22 protein-coding genes are annotated in these 19,781 nt (G+C 58.1%); 12 read left to right on the top strand and 10 right to left on the bottom strand.

Features of this window, described 5'->3' with window-relative positions; translation table 11 throughout:
* Positions 1–39: 39 nt before the first annotated feature.
* A complete protein-coding gene (locus H6G07_RS09345; protein ID WP_073609575.1) occupies positions 40–2,577 on the bottom strand; it encodes a glycogen/starch/alpha-glucan phosphorylase in 2,538 nt (845 codons plus the stop codon).
* Between the two features lie 135 nt (positions 2,578–2,712).
* Positions 2,713–4,344 carry an alpha-D-glucose phosphate-specific phosphoglucomutase gene (locus H6G07_RS09340; protein ID WP_073609574.1) on the bottom strand — a complete coding sequence of 544 codons (1,632 nt, stop codon included), beginning with the start codon at positions 4,342–4,344 and terminating at the stop codon, positions 2,713–2,715.
* 185 nt (positions 4,345–4,529) lie between these two features.
* Between H6G07_RS09340 and H6G07_RS09335 the strand changes: the two genes are divergently transcribed.
* Together H6G07_RS09335 and H6G07_RS09330 are read left to right on the top strand one after the other, a co-directional pair.
* A complete protein-coding gene (locus H6G07_RS09335; RefSeq protein ID WP_073609573.1) occupies positions 4,530–5,513 on the top strand; it encodes a GNAT family N-acetyltransferase in 984 nt (327 codons plus the stop codon).
* 230 nt (positions 5,514–5,743) lie between these two features.
* Positions 5,744–5,899: a hypothetical protein gene (locus tag H6G07_RS09330; protein WP_171973050.1), complete on the top strand. Its 156-nt coding sequence runs from the start codon at positions 5,744–5,746 to the stop codon at positions 5,897–5,899.
* Positions 5,900–5,914: 15 nt separating this feature from the next.
* Here the strand turns inward: H6G07_RS09330 and H6G07_RS09325 are convergent, their stop codons facing one another.
* Positions 5,915–6,586 carry a DNA-3-methyladenine glycosylase gene (locus H6G07_RS09325; RefSeq protein WP_338420687.1) on the bottom strand — a complete coding sequence of 224 codons (672 nt, stop codon included), beginning with the start codon at positions 6,584–6,586 and terminating at the stop codon, positions 5,915–5,917.
* 48 nt (positions 6,587–6,634) lie between these two features.
* Here H6G07_RS09325 and H6G07_RS26670 point away from each other — a divergent pair, with 48 nt between their 5' ends.
* The 5 genes from H6G07_RS26670 (at position 6,635) to H6G07_RS26880 (ending at position 9,922) form a co-directional block, all read left to right on the top strand.
* Positions 6,635–6,757, top strand: a complete 123-nt coding sequence (locus tag H6G07_RS26670) for a DUF8629 family protein (RefSeq protein ID WP_017297736.1) — start codon at positions 6,635–6,637, stop codon at positions 6,755–6,757.
* A 58-nt stretch (positions 6,758–6,815) separates the two neighbouring features.
* A complete protein-coding gene (locus H6G07_RS09320; RefSeq protein WP_073609572.1) occupies positions 6,816–8,510 on the top strand; it encodes an MBL fold metallo-hydrolase in 1,695 nt (564 codons plus the stop codon).
* A gap of 39 nt (positions 8,511–8,549) precedes the next feature.
* The gene (locus H6G07_RS09315; protein WP_244901943.1) at positions 8,550–9,047 is read left to right on the top strand and encodes a PPC domain-containing DNA-binding protein; all 498 of its coding nucleotides are present in this window, start codon (positions 8,550–8,552) and stop codon (positions 9,045–9,047) included.
* A 145-nt stretch (positions 9,048–9,192) separates the two neighbouring features.
* The gene (locus H6G07_RS09310; RefSeq protein ID WP_073609571.1) at positions 9,193–9,447 is read left to right on the top strand and encodes a UPF0175 family protein; all 255 of its coding nucleotides are present in this window, start codon (positions 9,193–9,195) and stop codon (positions 9,445–9,447) included.
* Between the two features lie 4 nt (positions 9,448–9,451).
* Positions 9,452–9,922 carry a PIN domain-containing protein gene (locus tag H6G07_RS26880; protein WP_199311999.1) on the top strand — a complete coding sequence of 157 codons (471 nt, stop codon included), beginning with the start codon at positions 9,452–9,454 and terminating at the stop codon, positions 9,920–9,922.
* Between the two features lie 2 nt (positions 9,923–9,924).
* Here H6G07_RS26880 and era read toward each other — a convergent pair whose 3' ends face one another.
* The 3 genes from era to H6G07_RS09290 all read right to left on the bottom strand — a co-directional run bounded on the left by era (position 9,925) and on the right by H6G07_RS09290 (position 11,739).
* Positions 9,925–10,899, bottom strand: a complete 975-nt coding sequence (era, locus tag H6G07_RS09300) for a GTPase Era (RefSeq protein WP_422393859.1) — start codon at positions 10,897–10,899, stop codon at positions 9,925–9,927.
* Positions 10,883–11,320: a secondary thiamine-phosphate synthase enzyme YjbQ gene (locus tag H6G07_RS09295; RefSeq protein ID WP_073609568.1), complete on the bottom strand. Its 438-nt coding sequence runs from the start codon at positions 11,318–11,320 to the stop codon at positions 10,883–10,885. The genes era and H6G07_RS09295 overlap by 17 nt, the downstream gene beginning before the upstream one ends.
* 95 nt (positions 11,321–11,415) lie before the next feature.
* Positions 11,416–11,739, bottom strand: coding sequence for a ribbon-helix-helix domain-containing protein (locus H6G07_RS09290; RefSeq protein WP_073609567.1), 324 nt, complete (start codon positions 11,737–11,739; stop codon positions 11,416–11,418).
* Between the two features lie 249 nt (positions 11,740–11,988).
* Here H6G07_RS09290 and H6G07_RS09285 point away from each other — a divergent pair, with 249 nt between their 5' ends.
* From H6G07_RS09285 to trxA, 3 genes are all read left to right on the top strand, one after another.
* The gene (locus tag H6G07_RS09285) at positions 11,989–12,324 is read left to right on the top strand and encodes a hypothetical protein (RefSeq protein WP_073609566.1); all 336 of its coding nucleotides are present in this window, start codon (positions 11,989–11,991) and stop codon (positions 12,322–12,324) included.
* Between the two features lie 287 nt (positions 12,325–12,611).
* Positions 12,612–12,998 (top strand): alr0857 family protein, encoded by a 387-nt coding sequence (locus H6G07_RS09280; protein ID WP_073609565.1) that lies wholly within the window; start codon positions 12,612–12,614, stop codon positions 12,996–12,998.
* 122 nt (positions 12,999–13,120) lie between these two features.
* Positions 13,121–13,471, top strand: coding sequence for a thioredoxin (gene trxA / locus H6G07_RS09275; protein ID WP_073609564.1), 351 nt, complete (start codon positions 13,121–13,123; stop codon positions 13,469–13,471).
* Positions 13,472–13,477: 6 nt separating this feature from the next.
* Here the strand turns inward: trxA and H6G07_RS09270 are convergent, their stop codons facing one another.
* On the bottom strand, positions 13,478–14,188 hold the full coding sequence (locus H6G07_RS09270) for a hypothetical protein (RefSeq protein ID WP_073609563.1): 711 nt from the start codon (positions 14,186–14,188) through the stop codon (positions 13,478–13,480).
* A 137-nt stretch (positions 14,189–14,325) separates the two neighbouring features.
* On the opposite strand from H6G07_RS09270, the gene H6G07_RS09265 reads away from it, so the two are divergent.
* The gene (locus H6G07_RS09265; RefSeq protein WP_139297099.1) at positions 14,326–16,152 is read left to right on the top strand and encodes a hypothetical protein; all 1,827 of its coding nucleotides are present in this window, start codon (positions 14,326–14,328) and stop codon (positions 16,150–16,152) included.
* 4 nt (positions 16,153–16,156) lie between these two features.
* Here H6G07_RS09265 and H6G07_RS09260 read toward each other — a convergent pair whose 3' ends face one another.
* From H6G07_RS09260 to H6G07_RS09250, 3 genes are all read right to left on the bottom strand, one after another.
* Positions 16,157–16,510: a DUF4870 domain-containing protein gene (locus tag H6G07_RS09260; RefSeq protein WP_073609561.1), complete on the bottom strand. Its 354-nt coding sequence runs from the start codon at positions 16,508–16,510 to the stop codon at positions 16,157–16,159.
* Positions 16,511–16,654: 144 nt separating this feature from the next.
* Positions 16,655–16,831, bottom strand: a complete 177-nt coding sequence (rpmF, locus tag H6G07_RS09255; RefSeq protein ID WP_073609560.1) for a 50S ribosomal protein L32 — start codon at positions 16,829–16,831, stop codon at positions 16,655–16,657.
* A 337-nt stretch (positions 16,832–17,168) separates the two neighbouring features.
* The gene (locus H6G07_RS09250; RefSeq protein WP_190740703.1) at positions 17,169–17,618 is read right to left on the bottom strand and encodes a hypothetical protein; all 450 of its coding nucleotides are present in this window, start codon (positions 17,616–17,618) and stop codon (positions 17,169–17,171) included.
* Positions 17,619–17,812: 194 nt separating this feature from the next.
* Here H6G07_RS09250 and H6G07_RS09245 point away from each other — a divergent pair, with 194 nt between their 5' ends.
* Entirely contained in the window at positions 17,813–19,762 is a 1,950-nt protein-coding gene (locus H6G07_RS09245; protein WP_073609559.1) for a caspase family protein, read from the top strand.
* Positions 19,763–19,781: the final 19 nt, after the last annotated feature.

The raw sequence follows: 19,781 nt of genomic DNA, 5'->3' as shown, positions 1-19,781 counted from the left end.
GGAGGTGAGAGTTTGAATTCAAAACTTAAAATTCAAAACTTAAAACTTGATTGACGACACGTTTAGTCCGGCCTGGGCCTGAACATACTCCTTCAGTTCGACGTGGACGGGGGAGGTGTGCCAGATCTGCTGGCAGTATTCGCGAATGGAGCGATCGCTCGAAAATTTGCCAATGCGGGCTACGTTGAGAATCGACATGCGCGTCCAGTGGTCTGGGTTGCGGTAGGCCTGGTCAACGGTGGCCTGGCAGTCAATGTAAGCCTGGTAGTCGGCCAGCAGCAGGTAGGGGTCGCTCTGCAACAGGTTGGCGATCAGCGGCTCAAACAGGCCCGGATCGCCCCCCGAGAAAAAGCCAGAGCGGATCAGGTTGAACACTTCTTGCAGCTCGGGGTTTTGGTTGTGATAATCCCACGGGTTATAGCCTCTGGTTTTAAGCTCTATCACCTCTTTGGCGGTGAGCCCAAACAGGAAGAAGTTTTCGGCCCCCACCTCTTCGCGAATTTCAACGTTGGCACCATCCAAGGTGCCGATGGTCAGGGCACCATTCATAGAAAATTTCATGTTGCCGGTGCCCGAGGCCTCGAGGCCAGCGGTAGAAATTTGCTCAGAGAGATCGGCGGCGGGGTAGACCCGCTGGCTATTGGTGACGTTGTAGTCGGGCAAAAACACCACCTTGAGCCGGTCTTGAACGGCGGGGTCGTTGTTGATGACGGTGGCTACGGAGTTGATCAGCTTGATGATCAGCTTGGCCATGACATAGCCCGGTGCAGCCTTGCCGCCAAAGATAAAGGTGCGGGGGGCAATTTCCAGGTTGGGGTTTTGGCGCAGGCGATCGTATAGCGTGATGATGTGCAACACGTTGAGATGCTGCCGCTTGTACTCGTGCAGCCGCTTGACCTGCACATCGAACAACGAGTTGGGGTTGAGGGTAACGCCGCACCTCTCTTGGATCAGCCGGGTCAGATTGGCCTTGCGCTCCTGCTTGACATGCCGCCACGCATCCTGAAATCCCCGGTCATCCAGGTAGTTTTCGAGCTGTCTCAGCTCTTCGAGGTGGCGAATCCAGTGGGTGCCAATTTTGTCGCTAATCAGCAGGGCGAGGCTAGGGTTGCTTAGCACCATCCAGCGGCGCGGGGTCACCCCATTGGTGACATTGCGAATTTTGTCGGGCCAGAGTTCGTGAAAATCTTTGAGGACGGTTTGTTTGAGCAGGTCTGAGTGCAGCGCGGCGACGCCGTTGATGGCATGGCCGCCAACGCAGGCCAGATTGGCCATGCGCACGTAGCGCGGCCCCTGCTCATCAATTAGCGACATGCGCGACAGCTTGCCAGGGTCGTTGAAATACTGAACGCGAATTTTGTCGAGAAAGCGCTGGTTGATTTCGAGAATGATTTCGAGGTGGCGGGGCAGCAGGCGGCCAAACAGGTCGAGGGGCCATTTTTCGAGGGCTTCGGGCAGCAGGGTGTGGTTGGTGTAGGCAAAGGTCTGCTGGGTAATCTCCCAGGCGGTGACCCAGTCGATGTTGTGCTCATCGACCAGCAGGCGCATCAACTCGGCGACGCCAATGGAGGGGTGGGTATCGTTGAGCTGCACCGTAAACTTTTCTTGGAAGGTGTCGAGGGTGCGGCCTGCCGTCAGGTGAATGCGAATCATGTCTTGCAGGGCGCAGGAGACGAAGAAATACTGCTGCTCTAGGCGCAGCTGCTTGCCCTGGGCCTGCTCATCGTTGGGGTAGAGCACCTTGCTGATGTTTTCGGAGGTGACTTTTTGGTTGACGGCACCGTAGTAGTCGCCCACGTTGAACGCCTGAAAGTTAAAGCTTTCGACGGCTTCAGCAGTCCACAGGCGCAGGGTGTTGGCGGTGTTGACCCGATAGCCTAAAATGGCGGTGTCGTAGGGGATGCCCTTGATCACCTGGTGGGGAATCCAGCGCATGCGGTAGCGGCCATCGGAGTCGGTATAGCCCTCGGTGCGGCCCCCAAAACCCACGTTGACTGAGGCTTCAGGGCGGGCAATTTCCCACGGATTGCCGTGCTGGAGCCACTTGTCGGTAACTTCGACCTGCCAGCCGTCGCGGATCTGCTGGTCAAAAATGCCGAACTCATAGCGGATGCCGTAGCCAATGGCGGGAATTTCGAGGGTGGCGAGGGAGTCCATGTAGCAGGCGGCGAGGCGACCCAGGCCGCCGTTGCCCAGACCGGGCTCTTCTTCTTGGGCAATCAAATGTTGCAGGTTGAGGCCCGACTCTTCGACGGCCTGGCGCACCTCGTCTTCGATGCCCAGGTTAATTAAGTTGTTGCCCAGGTGGGGGCCGAGCAAAAATTCGGCGGAGAGGTAGGCGACAATGCGCACCTCGGGGCGCAGGTAGTTGCGCTGGGAGTTGAGCCAGCGCTGCAGCATGCGATCGCGCACCGTATAGGCCAGGGCCATATAAAAGTCGTTGCGGGTGGCGACCTCGGGCCACTTGCCCTGGATGTAGAAGAGGTTGTCGGCCATTGCCCGCCGCAGGGTTTCGATGCTGAGGCCGGTGCGATCGTCTTCAACCTGGATGTGGGGCTGATCCATAGAGGCTGTCATTGGGGGACTTTTTGTAACAACGGGGGTGGGAGAGGGGAGGGGAGAGAGTTTTGAGTTCTTAGTTCTTAGTTTTGAGTTTTGAATTTGGGCGGCAATTCAAAACTCAAAACTCAACATTCAAAACTTCCCAGTTTCCTAGGTGATCACCGTAGGCTGGTCGCGTCCGGTGAGGGTCTTGATCTGGGCAATTTCATCCGCTAGAGAAATCAGGTCGGCCAGGGCTGCCTGGGTGTCTTGGTTGTGCTTGGCCGGGTCTGCCTCGTAGCGCTCTACGTAGAGCCGCAGGGTCGCGCCGGAGGTACCAGTGCCCGACAGCCGGTAGACAATCCGCGAGCCGTCGGTGAAGCCAATTCGCACGCCCTGCTTGGTGGCGACGCTGCCATCTACTGGGTCGGTGTAGGCAAAGTCGTCGGCGTAGTCCACCGTGTAGGAGCCGAAGGTTTTGCCGGGCATGCTGCTCAATCCTTGTCGGAGATTGTCGATCAGGGTGTTGGCGCGATCGCTCTCCACCCCCTCGTAGTCGTGGCGCGAGTAGTAGTTGCGCCCGTAGGTGTTCCAGTGCTCTTTGACAATGTCCTCGACCGACTGGCCCTTCACCGCCAAAATATTCAGCCAAAACAGCACCGCCCACAACCCGTCCTTCTCGCGAATGTGGTTCGAGCCAGTGCCGAAGCTCTCCTCGCCGCAGAGGGTGGCCTTGCCCGCATCCAGCAAATTGCCAAAAAACTTCCAGCCGGTGGGGGTCTCAAAGCAGTCGATGCCCAGCTTCTCGGCGACGCGATCGGGGGCCTGGCTGGTGGGCATGGAGCGGGCAATCCCTGCTAAACCGCTGCGGTAGCCGGGTACTAGGGTGGCGTTAGCAGCGAGAACCGCCAGGCTGTCGCTGGGAGTGACAAAGAAATTGCTGCCGAGCACCATGTTGCGATCGCCGTCCCCATCCGACGCCGCGCCAAAGTCGGGAGCATGGTCGCCAAACATCACCTCTACCAGGTCGTGGGCATAGACCAGGTTGGGGTCGGGGTGGCCGCCGCCAAAGTTTTCTAGGGGTTCGCCGTTGACCACCGTGCCCGCTGGAGCATTCAGCCGCCGCTCAAACAGGGCCTTGGCGTAGGGGCCAGTCACCGCGTGCAGCGAATCCATGCAGAAGCGGAAGTTGCCGGAGAGCAGCTGCTTGATCTGGCCGAAGTCAAACAAGGTTTCCATCAGCGCCCCGTAGTCGGTGACGGAATCGATCACTTCGACGGTAGTGTGGCCGAGGCTGTGGGTGGCGATGCGATCGAGGTCAATGTCTGCTGCGTCGAGGATTTTGTACTCGGTGATGGTCTTGGTGCGATCGTAGATCGCGTCGGTGACGCCTTCGGGGGCGGGGCCGCCGTTGCCGGTGTTGTACTTGATGCCAAAGTCTTCGTCGGGGCCGCCGGGGTTGTGGCTAGCCGAGAGAATGATGCCGCCAAAGGCATTGTTCTTGCGGATCACGCAGGAGGCCGCTGGGGTGGAGAGAATGCCGCCCTGACCCACCAGCACCCGACCAAAGCCATTGGCCGCCGCCATTTTGAGAATGATTTGGATCGCCTGGCGGTTGTAGTAGCGTCCGTCGCCGCCCACCACCAGGGTTTCGTTTTGATAGCCCTCCAGGCTGTCAAAAATCGACTGGACAAAATTCTCTAGATAGTTTGACTGCTGAAAAACCTTAACTTTTTTCCGCAGGCCCGAGGTGCCGGGCTTTTGGTCGCTATAGGGCTGGGTGGATACGGTTTGAATACTCATAGGCTTAAAATTTGCTCCAAGGTCAACCAGGTGCAACCTCAGGATAAATCCCTAGCTAACTCTGAAGGATAAATCTCGCTCTAACTTATGGGGTAAATCGTAAGCCTTAGTTAAGGGAATGGGACATCAGGAATTGGCCACCGCCAGGCTGTAGCAGCTTTAAGGCCCCCAAATCTGTTGCATCTATGACGAATCCTCTGCTGACTTCGACGCAGTCGCGCCCCAGCACGGGCCACGCCGATCTGCCTGCGATCGTTGCCTTTTACGAAATCTGCGAGCAGGTTGACCAGCTCGACCACACCGTTACCCTGGCTGACCTCCAGCGTGGCCTCGACCATCCGCCCCCCGGTGGCACCCGCCACCGCCAGCTCTGGGAAACCCCCGCAGGTGAGCTGGTGGGTTTAGTTTCCCTCTGGCTAGATGATCCCACCGACCTGCCCACCGATGCGCTAGAGGGCTGGGTAGGCGTCTCTGTCCATCCCGCTTGGCGCGGCGCTCATTTAGAAGCTGAACTGCTGCGCTGGGCCGAGCAGCAGGTGCGGGAGCAGGCCGCCGTCGCCCAGCGACCTGCTCAACTCTGCGCTGGAGCCAGAGCCAATGCCGCCTTCTACCGGAGCATCTACGAGACGGCGAACTACGAGATTATTCGCCAGTTTCACACTATGGAGCGATCGCTGGCTGACCCCATCCCCCATCCCCAGTTCCCGACAGGCTTTACCAGCCGCCCTACCCATGCCGACGAGGCTGCTGCCTGGGTGGAGATGTTCAACGAGAGCTTTGTCGATCACTGGCACTTTAGGCCGATGACCCTAGATCGTCGCCAGTTTCGCCTCACCTACCCCACCTACCAACCCGAATTTGACTGGGTGGCCGTTGCCCCCGACAGCACCCTGGCCGGGTTCTGCGGCGGTGCCATTGACTACGAGGAAAACGCCTTAAAAGACCGCCAAGAAGGGTGGATCCATATTCTGGGCACTCGCCGGGGCTATCGCCGCCAGGGGTTGGCGCGGGCGATGCTGCTGCAAGGGCTGCATCGGCTCCGGGCAGCGGGCATGGAAACGGCTCTGCTAGGCGTAGACACCCAAAACCCCAACCAGGCTGCAAGCCTCTACGAATCCGTTGGGTTCTACACTAAAAAACGCTCTGTGACCTACCAGAAGCAGCTTTAGTCCCAGGTAATCTAAGGCCTCAACCACCTCCGGCAAGCCGAATTTCCTTTTTCTTTTCTCAACTGTTTTTAGGGCTTTTAAGTCGTGCTAATTAATCCATAATTTGGTGAAGAGAAGGAGAATAACTGCCTTCATTTCTCAGTTAATTTCTAAAATTGTAGAACGGTTGTGATGGAGTCTTGCTCTAGCTTTTCACTGGGTGTCATAGGGAACTTACAGAGGTTAACGCTATGAAAAGCATGACTTGGAAGCCTGATCCAGCCCACGATGAGCAGGTCAATGCTTATCTGGAGAGCATCAACCATGCGCCTTACTTTACAATCAGCGCCATAACCTTCGGCTTGTTTTGCCTGTTCACGCTGATTGTTCTGGTAGGGGTATTTTAGATAGGTTTAACCCATTCACTCCGCCGAAAGCCGTTCGCGTTTCGATACGGCTTTTGAGTTTGTTACATACCAGCGCCAGGGCAAGTCGGCCCCCTGGGTGAGGCCGATTCGAGTCGTTTGGGTAAACAGAATTTCCCCGCTGGTGACGCTCTGCTGCCAGTCGGCATCCCGATGCTCTAGCCAGAGACCGGAGTCGGGAGTCAGGGGCAGGTCGGTGAGGGTGCGATCGATTTCCATCAAAAGGCAGAGCTTGCCGGGGCCAGCGCCCCAGCGAGCCGGTTTCTCGGCCCGGTACCCCGCTAGCCAGGGAGGAATGGTGTCGAGTTCGACGGCGCGAATCAGGACGGCGCTGGGGATGCGATCGCCGTCCGTCACCACATTAAAACAGTGGTAAACGCCGTAGATCAGATACACATAGCTGTAGCCGGGCGGGCCAAACATCACCCGGTTGCGGGTGGTTTCGCGGCGATAGGCGTGGCAGGCCGGGTCGCCCTCGGTATAGGCCTCGGTTTCGACAATGGTGGCGCTGAGCTGGCGACCATCGGCCCAGCGGCGCACCAGGCGGCAGCCCAGCAGGTCTGGGGCCACCTCTAGGGACGATCGCCCCAGCCAGTCTGGGGTAATGGGGGCAGGCTGATTACAAAGCTTTATAGTGTCCTCCAGGGCAGGCTTGCTAAGATGACTCAAAACCAAGGCTCTGACCATATAAGCCCTTTTATCATCCCTACTGCTCCTATGGATATCAAACTTGTACTGGCTGTGCTCACCGGATTGTTTGTGGTGGCCACTCTCTTCTTTGGCACCAAAAACGGCTTCTACGACACCGACGACTACCACGGCAACGGCTCGGCCCACTAGGAGTACACCCCGTCCATCGGCGTTTCTGTGCCGCTGCCGTTAGTGTATTCGCTATTCCGTGAGTAATCTGGTCTGCTTTCCGTTCGCTGCGGGTCACGGCCAAGAAGGGCTGTGCCTAGAGTTGCGCATGGGGCCACGGCGCATTGTGCTTGACTGTGGCCTGCGCGATCTGTCGGCTTTAGACGCGGCCCGTGAGCGCATTGTCACCGCTGACCTGCTCTTTTGCAGCCACGCCCACAGCGACCACGCTCGCGGTGTCTGGGCGTTTAGCCAAGCGTTTCCCCAGGTGCCCATCTACGGCAGCGAGGTCACGGCCCAGCTATTACCCCTCAACTGGTTGGGGGCAGAGGTTCCGCCCCACCTCTGCCAGGCATTGCCTTGGCAAACTCCCATTAGCCTGGCCGACGACCTGACGGTGCAAATTTGGCCCGCTGGGCATTTGCCGGGAGCCGCCTGCGCCCTGTTTACCTACCACGCACCCCAGCGCAACTACACCGTGTTTTTCACGGGCGACTTTTTCATGTCGAACTCGCGCCTGGTGGATGGCCTGCCCCTAGAGGCGCTGCGGGGCCTCAAGCCCGATGTGCTGATCATTGAAGGTAGCTCTGGGTCTGCCCGCCATCCCCACCGCCGCCAGCAGGAAAATTTGCTGGCCAGCACGCTCCACGGTCTATTGCAGCAGGGGCGATCGGTGCTCTTGCCCACGCCCACCCTGGGCCTTGGTCAAGAGCTGGTGATGCTGTTGCGCAGCCACTACCAATTCACCGGCCAAGATGTCACGGTCTGGGTCGATGAAACCGTGGCGGCAGGCTGCAACCTATACCTGGAGCTGATGTCCGCATTCCCCAGCAGCGTGCAAAATTTTGCCCGTCACCAGCCACTATTTTGGGACGATCGCATTTTGCCTCGCGTGCGCCGCTTAGGGGTAGATGGGCATCCCCAGGGCGATGCTGCGAACGAGCGCCCCTGCATTGTGATTGCCCACCGTGAGGCCGACCTCAGCGACTACTGCCTCGCCTCGGCCCAGCCCTGGACGGTGCTGCTGCCCGACTCGTTTGCCACCGCGATCGCCGATACGGCGCTGGGTACGCCTGCTACCGACGCTGGGGCCACCCTGGGCTGGCTGCAAACTCTGGCCGCCGAGCTAGAGTCGGAGCGGGTGCAGCTCGACACCTACCAGCTCACCACCCACAGCGATCGCGTCGGCACCACCCAGCTGATCCACAATCTCAGGCCCCAGCACGTGGCCTTTGTCCACGGCAAGCCCACTCACCTCGCCGATCTGGCTGGGCTTGAAGAGCTGCAAACCCGCTACCAGCTCCACCTGCCCTCAGCGGGTAAAGAGGTGGAGTTTCCCATCGGCGATCGCTTCATTCAGCCCGCCGCCCCTGACCCAGTCTTTGAGGGCGAAATTACCCAGGTTGACGACAGCGTGCTGCTGCTGCTGCCCGAAGACCTCACCCACGACCCCCGTTGGACGGCGCTGGCTGACACCGGCCTAGTGCAAGCCCGCTGGCAGGGCAACGACCTAGTGATTAAGGGCCTCACCCAGCGAGATTTGCTGCGCACAGTGACTAACAGCGATGCCCCCTGGCAGCCCCCCAGTTGTCAAACCTGTCGCTACCAGCGAGAAGGTCGCTGCCGTGGCGTCGATTCCCCGCTCTACGGGCTTCAGGTTAGCCCTGACGGAGTTTGCCCTGCCTTTGAGGCCCGCCCTAGCCAGCCAGAGCGGGATGATGAGGCGACGGCTTAGAGTTAGAAAAGTGGCGAAGATAAAGAGGATGGGGGAGAAGTGGGTCAAATTCTCTTCCCCATCTCCCCCCATCGTCCTCACTATCCCCATCGCGATCGTTTTATGGAAACCTTCTGCCTGCGCCATCGCGATCGTTTTATGGAAACCTTCTGCCTGCGCCTTACCCCTGGCCAAGATCTAAAGCAAGAGCTGCAAACCTTTGTCCAGGCTCAATCGCTAGAAGCTGGGATTATTCTGACGGCGTTGGGCAGTTTGACCCAGGCATCGCTGCGGTTTGCGGCTGCCCCAGAGGCTACGGTAATCGACGGCCCGCTGGAGCTAATTTCCCTCAGCGGCACGCTGTCGCGGCACGGCATGCATCTGCACGGGGCGATCGCCGATGCCCAGGGCAATGTCTACGGCGGTCACATTATGTCGGGCTGCTTGATTCGCACGACGGCGGAGATTGCGATCGCCAACCTGCCCCACCTGCGCCTGCACCGCCAGCTTGACCCAGTCACAGGTTATCTAGAACTCGTTATTGATGCTTTCTCTTAATTCCTTTCGCGATAGCTCGCGATTGGCTGGAATTTTTCCAAGGACTAGAAAATCGCCGATAGAATAGCAGCATTGCCTCTATAAGGCGACACCCTTGCTTCTAAACTCCAAAGCAGCTGCACCTTTCACCATCAACGGCACTCCTATGCAAAGCATCGAAATTAGGCTGCCAGATACAGTATTTTCTGCCCTCCGCAAAGCCCCTGAGGAGTTTGTGCAAGAAATGCGAGTGGCTGCCGCAGTTAAATGGTACGAACTTGGGGAAGTTTCTCAGGGTAAAGCCGCCGAAATTGCTGGTTTATCCCGAGCAGGCTTCATCGATGCGTTGACTCGCTATAAGGTATCGGTATTTCAGTACACCGCTGAGGAACTGGCTCAGGAGTTAGGGGATGCCAGTTGATCGGGTGGTGGTCAATGCCTCACCGCTGATTGTGCTGTTCAAAAGTAGTCAGGCAGACCTGCTACCGCGCCTCTTCCATGAGATCTTGATTCCTCAAGCCGTTTGGCAAGAAGTGACCATCCTGCAGAATGACGTAGCTAGCAGTCAATTGATTAATTCAGCCTGGGCAATGCCAGTTGAGGTTTCAATCAACTCTGAAATTGCAGCTTGGGATTTGGGCGCAGGAGAATCAGCTGTACTCAGCTACGGCATGCAGCACTCTGGCTATCGAGCCGTCATAGACGATGCCGCCGCCCGCCGCTGTGCCCGTGCATTAGGAATCGCTACCCTGGGAACTGGGGGTGTACTTGTTTTAGCAAAACGACAGGGACTAATTGATTCTGTAGGTGAGCGATTAAAGCGTTTGCAAGAAGCCGGGCTTTGGCTATCTGAGAGCATTATTGTCATGCTCAAGCAACAGGCTGGAGAGGAATGAGACTACTCCTCGACCCGGTAGCCGAAGTCTTCTAGGCGGCTGCGGGATTGTCGCCACTTGGGCACCACCTTCACAAACAGCTCTAGGTAGACCTGACCCATCACCAGCTTTTGAATTTGCTGGCGGGCATCGGAGCCAATCACCTTCAGCATGCTGCCCTTTTTGCCGATCAAAATGCCCTTTTGCGACTCACGCTCGACGTGGATGGTGGCGAGAATGCGGGTGATGTTGGTGTCTTCTTCGACTCGATCGACGGCGATCGCCACCGAGTGCGGCACTTCTTCGCGCGTGTTCAGCAAAATTTGCTCGCGGATGAGTTCGCCCATGATGAAGCGCTCGGGCTGGTCGGTGACCAGGTTGGGCGGATAGTAGTAGGGGCCGCAGTCGAGCTGGTCGATTAGCGTGGACAGCAGGGTGTCGAGGCTGGTTTCGTGCAGGGCCGAGAACTTGACCAGGGGCCAGCCGTGGGCGTCGGCCATGCGCTGGTAGCTGGCGTCGAGGGCGGCGATCGCCTCCCCGTCCTCCTCCGGCTGCTGGTCAACTTTATTCATGCCCAAAATTACTGGGCCGCTGCTGTGGGCCAGCAGTTCGGCTACAAACTGGTCGCCGCGCCCTGCATCTACGCTGCCATCGACCACAAACAGGGTGGTATCCACCGAGTCGATGGCCATGCGAGCGTTCTTGACCAAGATTTTGCCCAGCTCGTGGTGGGGCTTGTGGATGCCGGGAGTATCGACAAAAATAATCTGGGCCTGGTCGGTCGAAAGAATGCCTCGCAGGCGGTTGCGAGTGGTTTGAGCTGTGGGGGAGGTAATGGCGACTTTTTGCCCCACCAGGGCATTCATCAGGGTCGATTTGCCCACGTTGGGGCGGCCCACGATGCCCACAAACCCAGACTTAAACCCCTCCGGCGGGGTGGGGATAGCGCTGTAGCCAATCGGATCAAAGGTATCGACCATGCTAATAGCCTGTGACATGGACGATCACCTCACGGGCTGACCCCCGCGCTCGGTGTTCCCAGAGATAAATACCCTGCCAGGTGCCCAGGCCCAGCCGCCCCTGCACAACCGGAATGGTTTCGCTGGTGTGGGTTAGCACCGAGCGAATGTGGGCGGGCATGTCGTCGGGGCCTTCGGTGCTGTGGATGTAGTGGTTGCCCTCGGGCACCAGTTTGGCCAAGAAATTCTCCAGATCGACCAGCACGTCGGGGTCGGCGTTTTCTTGAATGATCAGGCTGGCGGAGGTGTGGCGCAAAAACACCGTACACAGCCCGGTCTCGATGCCCGAGGCGCGCACCACCTGCTCAACTTCGGCGGTAAACCGCTGGAGAGATTTGCCCCGCGATCGCAGGGTCAGCACCTGCTGATGGTGGCGAGTGGTGGCGGTAGAAGATGTCATCGGGCAAATTACCAGAATAGACCGTTCTCTATTCTGGCAGAATTAACCACCCTAGGGAAACTTTGTTCCTTTTCCCTGCGGCTCTCTACGTTAGGTCACTCCACACACAGGGGCACGAGGCGGCCCTGGGTGGTTAGTCCTAGCCGCATGGGCTGGTTGGCAAGAATGGGATTGCCAGTCAGGGCACACACCTGTTCGCGCTCAGCCACCGCCCCAAAGCTGGCGCAAATGTCCTCAGGCTGTACCTGGGTTGTACATTCACTCGGTCCTTGCTCCACGTACTGCCAAAGAATGTCGCGAATCAACGCCTGATATCCCCGGTTACCGGCCAGGGCTTTAAGTTTTTCTTTCAGCGATCGCTCTAGGCGAATGCTGGTAACTTCCATATCAGTGGTCGATACGCGAGTTAGGGTTGGCATTAGCGGGCACACCTCCAAAGGGAACATAACGATAATTTCTGGAACCTGTCACAACTCGGCTGTGGTTGTCACTAGTGAGTTGTCTCTACCTAACAGTTTAGACAGACTAGACACGTTTGTATTACACGTGTAGTATTAACGTTATTCGAGCGTATCCGTCAAGCCTCCTCGCTGAGCGAACGGTCTTGACCCAACGGATGCCCTCATGCCTTCCTAAGCCTTGCTGTTTTACGCTTGAGGAACTCCGCTATGGTAAACATCTTGTCTACTGGCACCGCAATGAATATCGCCGTCACCACGGGCGACGCTGGCCAGCTAGGCATGGTGGCGGGGTTCGATGGGTATTTTAGTGGCCTAATTAGCCGACTAATTCACCCCATGGATGGGTTAGCCCTGGGTGATTATGACGGGAGCGATCTATCTAAAGGGGATGCCTTGAGAGGCGATCGCCTTTGGGCAGGTCTCTTCCTAGGGCTATGGCGATTCCTCACGCTAACGGGATGCCTCACCCGGGGCGATTCCCCTTTCGGGATGCCGTGCCAACGTCTGGGCTGGCCCTACCCCCACTATTTCTCCCAGCATTAACCCGACCCCCGATCTGGCCCAGCGCCTAGGGATGGCTGTTCGCGGCTAGTTCCGTTTCGATCGGGCTTCAAATTTGGGTTTGCAGCAGCATTATCACCGTTGGTCTTTCGTCAGACCAGGGGTTCGCATCGGTATCCACCTAGGGCATGGTCGCTCAAGACTGCCCATGGGGCCCGTGATCCACCGTGCGATCGCCTGGCTGGGCGACGGTTTTAGGGCCGCTGCTGCCTCGACACAACACACTTAAGCGACAAAACTAGTTCACAAGTATTAAGGCATGAGGGATCATGTTGAAGCTAACTTATTCCGATGCAGATTTATTGATTGAGCATTTAGACCTCACCGTAGAAGCGATGGTGACCCAGCGCAGCCTGGTGGCGCTGCGGGCCGGACAACCCCTGGTGGTGCAGCCGGGCTACGGGGCCTTTGCCCTGCCCGCCGACCTACCGGGAATTACGGCGCTTAAAGCCGGGTGCCAGGGGGCGATCGACATTGCCCCCTGCGACATCGACTGGCTCGAAGTCACCCTGCGAGGCACCTGGCTGACCGACAATGCCGCCAGCGCCGAGGGCATTTTGGTGGTCGAACTCGGACTCCAGCTAGAGGCTCAGCTCGTAGCCCTGTGGCAGCGCAGCCTGAGCTGGGTAGCCGCCCCCTGCTCCCAGGGGCGCTAAAGTGGGGTGGTCATAACCCCATCGCCCAGGCTTTGCAGTACCGTAGAAAATAGGGGCCGGATAGTTTTTTACACCCGCAAAATCCCAACGCAGACTAAAGACGCAGAGAAGGAGCGATTGAAATGGCTGACGATGCAACCTACCTCACCCTGACCGCCGACAACTTTGAGGCCGAGGTGATGCAAAGCAATGTGCCGGTGCTGGTCGATTTTTGGGCGGCCTGGTGCGGCCCCTGCCGCATTATGAACCCGATTGTGGAAGAGTTGGCCGAAACCTTTGCCGGTCGGGCCAAGGTTGCCAAGCTCAACGTCGATGAAGAAGATGCCCTGGCTCTCCAATACCATGTGATGGCCATTCCCACTCTGATCTTCTTTCAGAATGGCGAGCGGGTTGACACCGTTGAAGGGGTCATCTCAAAGGATGACTTGGTGGCGCGGCTAGAGGCGCTGGTAACCGCCAATTCGGCGGTTTAGGCGGCTTTAGTTTTGGGTGGCCCCGCGCAGCACGGCCTCGCCATTGACAAACTCCAGGCCGTCGAGGGTGAGCCCGGCCTGGGGCAGGGCGAGGTTGATGCGCTCGGTAATTTGAGCCGGGTCGAGGCCGGTTAGGCGGGCTACATCGTCTAGCGATAGGTTGACTCGGCCAATTTGAACGCGGGTGTCGTTACCCAGTACCAGGCGGCCATTGTCTACGCGGGGGCTGCCTTCGATGCCAATGTAGAGGGGGCGATCGCCCAGCATAGGCACCGTACTTAAAGCCGTCTCTAACGCCTGCTGGGCCTGGGGCGGTAGGCCTTGGGTGGGTAGATCGGCGGGGTTGACGACAATGCCTCCGGCGACGCGATCGCCGCGAATGGTGGCATTTAGGCTATCTGCCTCTGGAAAAAACTGTGCCACTTCGGGAGTCTGGGCTATGCCTTCGGCCAGTAGCTGGGTCAGTTCCGCCTCGGTGAGAGAAATTTCGACGCGGTTATTGTCGCCATAGCGTACCCCCTGGCCACTGGCCAGCTTGCTTTCCAGCAGGTTGCCGCTGGTGCTGACATTGGCTACGGCAGTATCAGTCCCGCTGGTGCTGTACCAGGTCGGCAATGCTGTGGCTCGGTTCCAGTAGAAAGCGGTGGCAGCGGCGGCCCCCGCCGAGAGACCGATCAATAGTGATAGCGCCAGTACAACAGCCTGCTTCGTCCGCATGTCTGACAACCCTCCCTTGGGTATGTCGAGACAGTGTAGCTCAGCTCTCCTGCGCTAGCAAAAAGCTGTGTGGCGATTGCTGTAAAGACCCTAAAGTGGCCTATGGTATTGGTTGTAAAGACGTAGAGAATAGCAGCATGGGCACGACACAAGGGTTCATCCGCAAGGTCATGGGACTAGGACGGCGAGCTGTGGCCCTCTGTGCGATCGCACTGATCTTTCTAGCTAGCTGCGCCAAACCCGTGCAGCCCACCGAGCTGCTGTCAGAGCCTACCCCCCAGTCCAACCGTCTCACTGGGCAAATTGCCGAGGTCTCTCCCCCCGAAACCCTAGAGACCCTCAAGCAAATCATCGACGCCTACACCCCCCAAGTGCGCATTCTTAGCCCCCGCCCCGGCGAAGTGCTAGACGACACCAGTGTCTCGGTGCGGCTCCAGGTGCGCGGTCTGCCCCTGTTCAAAGACGACGCCTACGACCTCGGCCCTCACCTGCACCTGTTCCTCGACAACGAACCCTATCAAGCGGTCTACGACCTGTCAGAACCGATTACCTTTGACGGGCTTTCCCCTGGTACCCATACCCTGCGCGTGTTCGCGTCACGTCCCTGGCACGAAAGCTTCAAAAACCAGGGAGCTTTCGACCAGCGCACATTCCACGTAGTGGCCCCCACGCCCCAAAATGAGCTTAACGCCAAGGCTCCCCTGCTCACCTACAGTCGTCCTCAAGCGACCTACGGGGCCGAGCCAATCATGCTCGACTTTTATCTCACCAATGCACCCCTGCACATGAGCGCCCAGGCCGAGGCCAATGACGATCTGCACGACTGGCGCATCCGCTGCACCGTCAACGACCAGAGCTTTGTATTTGACCAGTGGCAGCCCATTTGGCTCAAGGGCTTTAAGCCGGGCCGCAACTGGGTACAGCTCGAACTGATTGACGAAAGCGGCAACCCCATCGACAACCGCTTTAACAACACCGTGCGCATCATCGACTACCAGCCCGGCGGCAGCGATACCCTCTCTCGCCTGGTGCGAGGTGAACTGGGTCTAAAGGATGTGGCGGGCATTATCGACCCCACCTATGTGCCCCCGACCCCCGAGCCGACAGCCGAGACCCCAGAACCTCAACCTCCCGCCGCTGACGTAGAAACGCCAGAGCAGAATGCTCCTGAGCCTGAGATTACGCAACCAGACATTACTGCCCCAGAGCCATCTCAACCCGAAACGACCCAGGAGCAACCCGAGTCCGAATCAACTGCTCCAGATGCTCAAGGCATTTCCCCAGATGAGCCTGAAGACGAGACCCCACCCACTCCATCTCTTCTACCCGAGAAATCGATCGAGTCAGAGGCGGCTAAGGACGATCAATTCATGCCGGAAGACAATGGTGCTGGGGAAGATGCCGAAGCGGACGCCCTTAATCCCGATCGCTCTGCTGTCGAAGCTTCTCCTGCGATCGCCCCTGAGTCAAAGGATGCCATTGAAGACATGGTTCCCCTGGCCGATCCGGAAATTCCCCCGGTGCTGTCTCCCCAAGTGGAGCCTGAGCCTGTACCCGTGCGCCCAGCCCCCGCGATTCCAGAAGCTACTCCAGAACCCGGTACTAAAGGGTTGCTCAACCGTTTTAAGCAGTGGCGCAACCCGGCCAATCCAGCCCCCGCGCCTGCGTCCCCTGTGCCAACTCCAAAGGATACCTTTGGCGATCTGCCCCAGGTTGCGCCTGACCCTGACCTAGATTTGCTGCCTAACCCAGAGTCTGGGGAGGCCCCCGAGCCACATAGAGTACAACCTGAGATGGTTGAACCCGATAGCGATTCTTCTGGTGAAGAGCAGGCAGAACCCAGCCCACCCATTACCGAAAAGGCCCCTGAGGCAGATTCCTCAGAGGCCAAAGCCGACGAGCCTAGGGAACCTAAGGTGGCACCGCGATCGCCCCTGGCCCCAGAAGCTCGTCCGTTTATTTAGCTAACTAATTGACTAACCGCAGCGTCAAGGGATAGCGATAGGCCGTCCCTTCATTAGCCTTAACTGCCGCCAGAATGACCAACACCAGCCAGGCGATGCCCAAAACAATCATCAGGGGAATGCCAATCAGCACAAAAATTAGTACCCCTGCAACCACCATATAGATAGTCATAGAGATGTTAAAGTTGAGCGCTTCTCTAGCCTGGTCGTTGACGAAGGACATTTCATCGCGCTTGACCAGCCAAATGACGAGAGGCCCAATAATATTGCCAAAGGGAATAACGAAGCCAGACAAAGCGCTGAGGTGAGCAAGCATAGCCCACATGCGCGATTCTGGGTTGGAGTCGAGCTGGTTCATGGTAGTGGCAGAATGAAATAAGCTGCCGCCAAGCTAACTTAAAAAGCAGGATAGACGCTCTACCCTGCTTACAAAATGTAGTATTCGGTTACTGAACATTGACAGGGCGAACCTGCCAGAGCCCATGAACCTTGGCCTAGCACTTTACTCTTCGTCGTCGGCCTCATCATCGGTGGGATAGACAAAGCTAGTAGACCGCCCGGTGAGCACAGACTTGCCCAGGGACATCGCCTTCTTGGCCTGAAGCGCTGCGGTGCGCTTCCAGGTGGCGCGACGTTGGTCACGCTTTTGTTTGGAGGTTTTCTTCTTGGGAACCGCCATGACAGCAATACTTTAAGACTTCACAACCTTTCAAGCATAGGGCAAGAGTGCTATTCTATGCAATTTTATTTTGTTAGCGCGGCGCTACTGGAGGCCCGCCATGGCATTACCCGTAATTGCTCAACTAGGTAGACAAATCTGAAACCTATTAATGGCAAGGGATTCAGGGACTGGGCAAATCCACCTAGTTAGAGGCGATTCAACGAAAGAATGAGGGTTTCAGGCATTTTTACGTTCAAATTCTCTATAAGATGGCTTATTGACAATCATCTAAAAAGCACACCAAATAAGGGATTCCAGGGAGGAGGGGGTAGTTGAGCAATTACCATTACCCAATCTAGGGAGCTGCTGACTCGGCATCGCCAACTAAGGCTCTAGCCGCTTCAAAGTAATTGGCCCACTCGGGTACATCGGGTCGGAGCTGCCACTCGCTGCGGCTCACCGGCACCGTGAGAATGGGGACAGAGATACCTTGGTTGTCGCCAATGACGGTGACGATCACGTCAGTCATCAGCACATCGGCGTCGAAGCTGCGCTGAATGGCGGCTCGGGCAATGATTTCGGAGCGCTGCACCAATGTCTCAAAACTTTCGCCCTGTTCGCGCACCAGGTAGAGGTTGACGCGCGACGTGTAGGCCTCGGCCACGGGCGGAGCGACGAGGGACGGCAGAGCCACGCCCCCAAAGCCCATCAGCGCGGCCAGGGTGAGGGCTGCCCAAGACGTAGAGCGGGGCTGCCCCTGGTGCTTAGTCCCATTGCGCTTGGTTAAACGAGACATCAATTTCATGGCCTACTGCTCCACACATCCTCGCAGGATGCCCAAAAAGTGCTTTAACTCTAGCGATAGAGCCGCTAATCGTCAATTAAGAATTGTCGCCGTCTGGGGTTGCCGGTCAACGCTTCCGTTTGGCCACGCAGGCGCTACTATGGCAGGGGAATTTTTATCCCTCAACTCTACAGTACGAGAGGCATTCAAAAGGCATGGCAAGCCATTGGCCCGTGATCGTTGGCATCAATCAATATCAATCGCTTCAGCCCCTGATGTATGCCCAGTTTGACGCCCTCGAACTGCGAGACTTTTTGGTGGCCGAGGTGGGGTTGCCGGCCCAGTATTGCTCGTTGCTGACGGATATTTCTGCGGTTGTCTATGAGGGGGCGGCTGCGCCAACCCGCGAGGTGATGCTGCAACGACTGGCCCAGAGCTGCGATCGCGCCGACCCTGAAGATACGGTGTGGTTTTTCTTTAGCGGCTACGGGGTGCAGTGGCAGGGAAAGGATTATCTGCTGCCCATCGATGCCGACCCCAACCGCATTGATCAAACCGGCATTTTGGTAGAAACTCTGCTAGATCAATTGGCCCAGGGGAATCAGCGCCAGTCGATCGTCATGCTCGACATGAACCGACCCCAGAGCGCGCTCAGTCCTGCTCCCGGAGGGGGTAACCTCGGCGATCAAACCCTGGCTCTGGCGAAAAGTCTGGAGATTCCCCTGGTGCTCTCCTGCCAGCCCAACCAGTTTTCACAGGAGACGCTGGCGGTGCGCCACGGCCTGTTTACCGAAGCCTTGATCGAAGGAATGCGGTTCCATGGCTGTCTGACCCTAGCTCAGCTAGTGGATTACCTGGGCGATCGCGTGCCTGAGCTGTGCCAACACCACTGGCGACCCGTGCAAAACCCCGTGGCCGTGGTGCCCTCTGGCCAGCAGTACGCCATGCTGGTGCCCCCTAGCCTGGTGGGCCAAATGCCCCTTGGCGTTATGCCTCAGCCAGAGATTCTGTCAGAACCTCAGCCCGAGCCAAGCATCTCTCTGCCGATAGAGCCGAGCCCAAGCTGGCCCGTTTACCCAGCTCTGGTGCCTGTAGATCTTCCCAACAATGAGTTTGCTAAGCCTCGGCCATCGATCGAGCCGGTTGAACCGGAGCTGCTGCCGGGAGTTCTGCCTGAGGTTACGAAACCATCCGCTCCGAGTCAGCCAGCTACCTCTAGTCTGGTGCCCTGGCAGCGCTGGGTAATTTTAGCGGCGGGGCTGCTGCTGCTCGGTGTGCTGTGGCGCAACCAAGAGAGCTTTGTGGGGGGAGGTGCTGCCCCTGAGGCTACTGCGCCGTCTGTCGTTCCCCCTTCCGGTGGGACTGGGGGAGAAGTCGATCCTGCTGCTGAGACGGTTGGGGAACCCCTATTTCCAGGAGCGGCTGCGAGCGGTGCCGAGGCCCTAGCGCGAGCTAGAACGGCCCTTGACCAGCGTCAGTTTGGCGAGGCGCTGAGCTGGCTGACCCAAATTCCTGAGGGTGAGCGTCCCGAAGACTACGAAGCCCTGGTTAACCAGGCGGAAATGGGCTATACCAACGCTGAGCTGTCGGGGGGGGCTGCCCTCACCCAGGCCCGCCGTCTGATTGAGCCAGTTTCGGCTTCCCTTTTTAACGATGCTATTGAGCAGGCTCGGCAAGTGCCCGTCGGGGATCCAGCCTACGATCAGGCCCAGGCCGATATTAAGCGCTGGAGTTTGGTGATTCTAGACTTGGCCGAAGGCCGAGCCGCTGCGGGTGATTTAGATGCCGCCATTTCGGCTGCCCGCCTAGTGCCCGAAGATCAGGGCGAAACCTGGGGACAGGCCCAGGCCCAAGTTCAAAAGTGGGAGCAGAGCCGAGTCAATCGGCAGCTATTGCAAGAGGCCCAGAGCTTACTTCAGCCCGACCAGGCCACCTCGTTTCAGTCGGCGATCGCGATCGCCCAGCAAATTCCTCCCGACTACCCTGAATCGGCGATCGCCCAGGAGCGCATCGACCAGTGGAGCCGAGATATTTTGGCGATCGCCCGTGCCCGCGCGGCCTCCGGCCAACTTCCCAGCGCGATCTCCGCTGCGGGCCTAGTGCCCCCCGGCACCAGCGCCTATGACCAGGCCCAGCAGGAGATTCAGCAGTGGCAGAGCCAGTGAGGGTGGGGAGTGAATGGGT

It is taken from the genome of Phormidium tenue FACHB-1052, from assembly GCF_014696675.1.
GTDB classification, from domain to species: Bacteria; Cyanobacteriota; Cyanobacteriia; order Phormidesmidales; family Phormidesmidaceae; genus Nodosilinea; species Nodosilinea tenuis_A.
Note: the sequence above shows the minus strand (reverse complement) of the source record. Positions and strands in the feature narration are given on the sequence as shown.

Coding starts and splice junctions, on each gene's coding strand:
- H6G07_RS09290 (WP_073609567.1), bottom strand. CDS start 11,739: ATGCCAACCCTAACTCGCGTATCGACCACTGATATGGAAGTTACCAGC.
- H6G07_RS09330 (WP_171973050.1), top strand. CDS start 5,744: ATGAAAAGCATGACTTGGAAGCCTGATCCAGCCCACGATGAGCAGGTC.
- era (WP_422393859.1), bottom strand. CDS start 10,899: ATGTCACAGGCTATTAGCATGGTCGATACCTTTGATCCGATTGGCTAC.
- trxA (WP_073609564.1), top strand. CDS start 13,121: ATGGCTGACGATGCAACCTACCTCACCCTGACCGCCGACAACTTTGAG.
- rpmF (WP_073609560.1), bottom strand. CDS start 16,831: ATGGCGGTTCCCAAGAAGAAAACCTCCAAACAAAAGCGTGACCAACGT.
- H6G07_RS09245 (WP_073609559.1), top strand. CDS start 17,813: ATGGCAAGCCATTGGCCCGTGATCGTTGGCATCAATCAATATCAATCG.
- H6G07_RS09270 (WP_073609563.1), bottom strand. CDS start 14,188: ATGCGGACGAAGCAGGCTGTTGTACTGGCGCTATCACTATTGATCGGT.
- H6G07_RS09280 (WP_073609565.1), top strand. CDS start 12,612: ATGTTGAAGCTAACTTATTCCGATGCAGATTTATTGATTGAGCATTTA.
- H6G07_RS09285 (WP_073609566.1), top strand. CDS start 11,989: ATGGTAAACATCTTGTCTACTGGCACCGCAATGAATATCGCCGTCACC.
- H6G07_RS09250 (WP_190740703.1), bottom strand. CDS start 17,618: ATGAAATTGATGTCTCGTTTAACCAAGCGCAATGGGACTAAGCACCAG.
- H6G07_RS09310 (WP_073609571.1), top strand. CDS start 9,193: ATGCAAAGCATCGAAATTAGGCTGCCAGATACAGTATTTTCTGCCCTC.
- H6G07_RS26670 (WP_017297736.1), top strand. CDS start 6,635: ATGGATATCAAACTTGTACTGGCTGTGCTCACCGGATTGTTTGTGGTG.
- H6G07_RS09345 (WP_073609575.1), bottom strand. CDS start 2,577: ATGACAGCCTCTATGGATCAGCCCCACATCCAGGTTGAAGACGATCGC.
- H6G07_RS09340 (WP_073609574.1), bottom strand. CDS start 4,344: ATGAGTATTCAAACCGTATCCACCCAGCCCTATAGCGACCAAAAGCCC.
- H6G07_RS09335 (WP_073609573.1), top strand. CDS start 4,530: ATGACGAATCCTCTGCTGACTTCGACGCAGTCGCGCCCCAGCACGGGC.
- H6G07_RS09295 (WP_073609568.1), bottom strand. CDS start 11,320: ATGACATCTTCTACCGCCACCACTCGCCACCATCAGCAGGTGCTGACC.
- H6G07_RS09260 (WP_073609561.1), bottom strand. CDS start 16,510: ATGAACCAGCTCGACTCCAACCCAGAATCGCGCATGTGGGCTATGCTT.
- H6G07_RS09265 (WP_139297099.1), top strand. CDS start 14,326: ATGGGCACGACACAAGGGTTCATCCGCAAGGTCATGGGACTAGGACGG.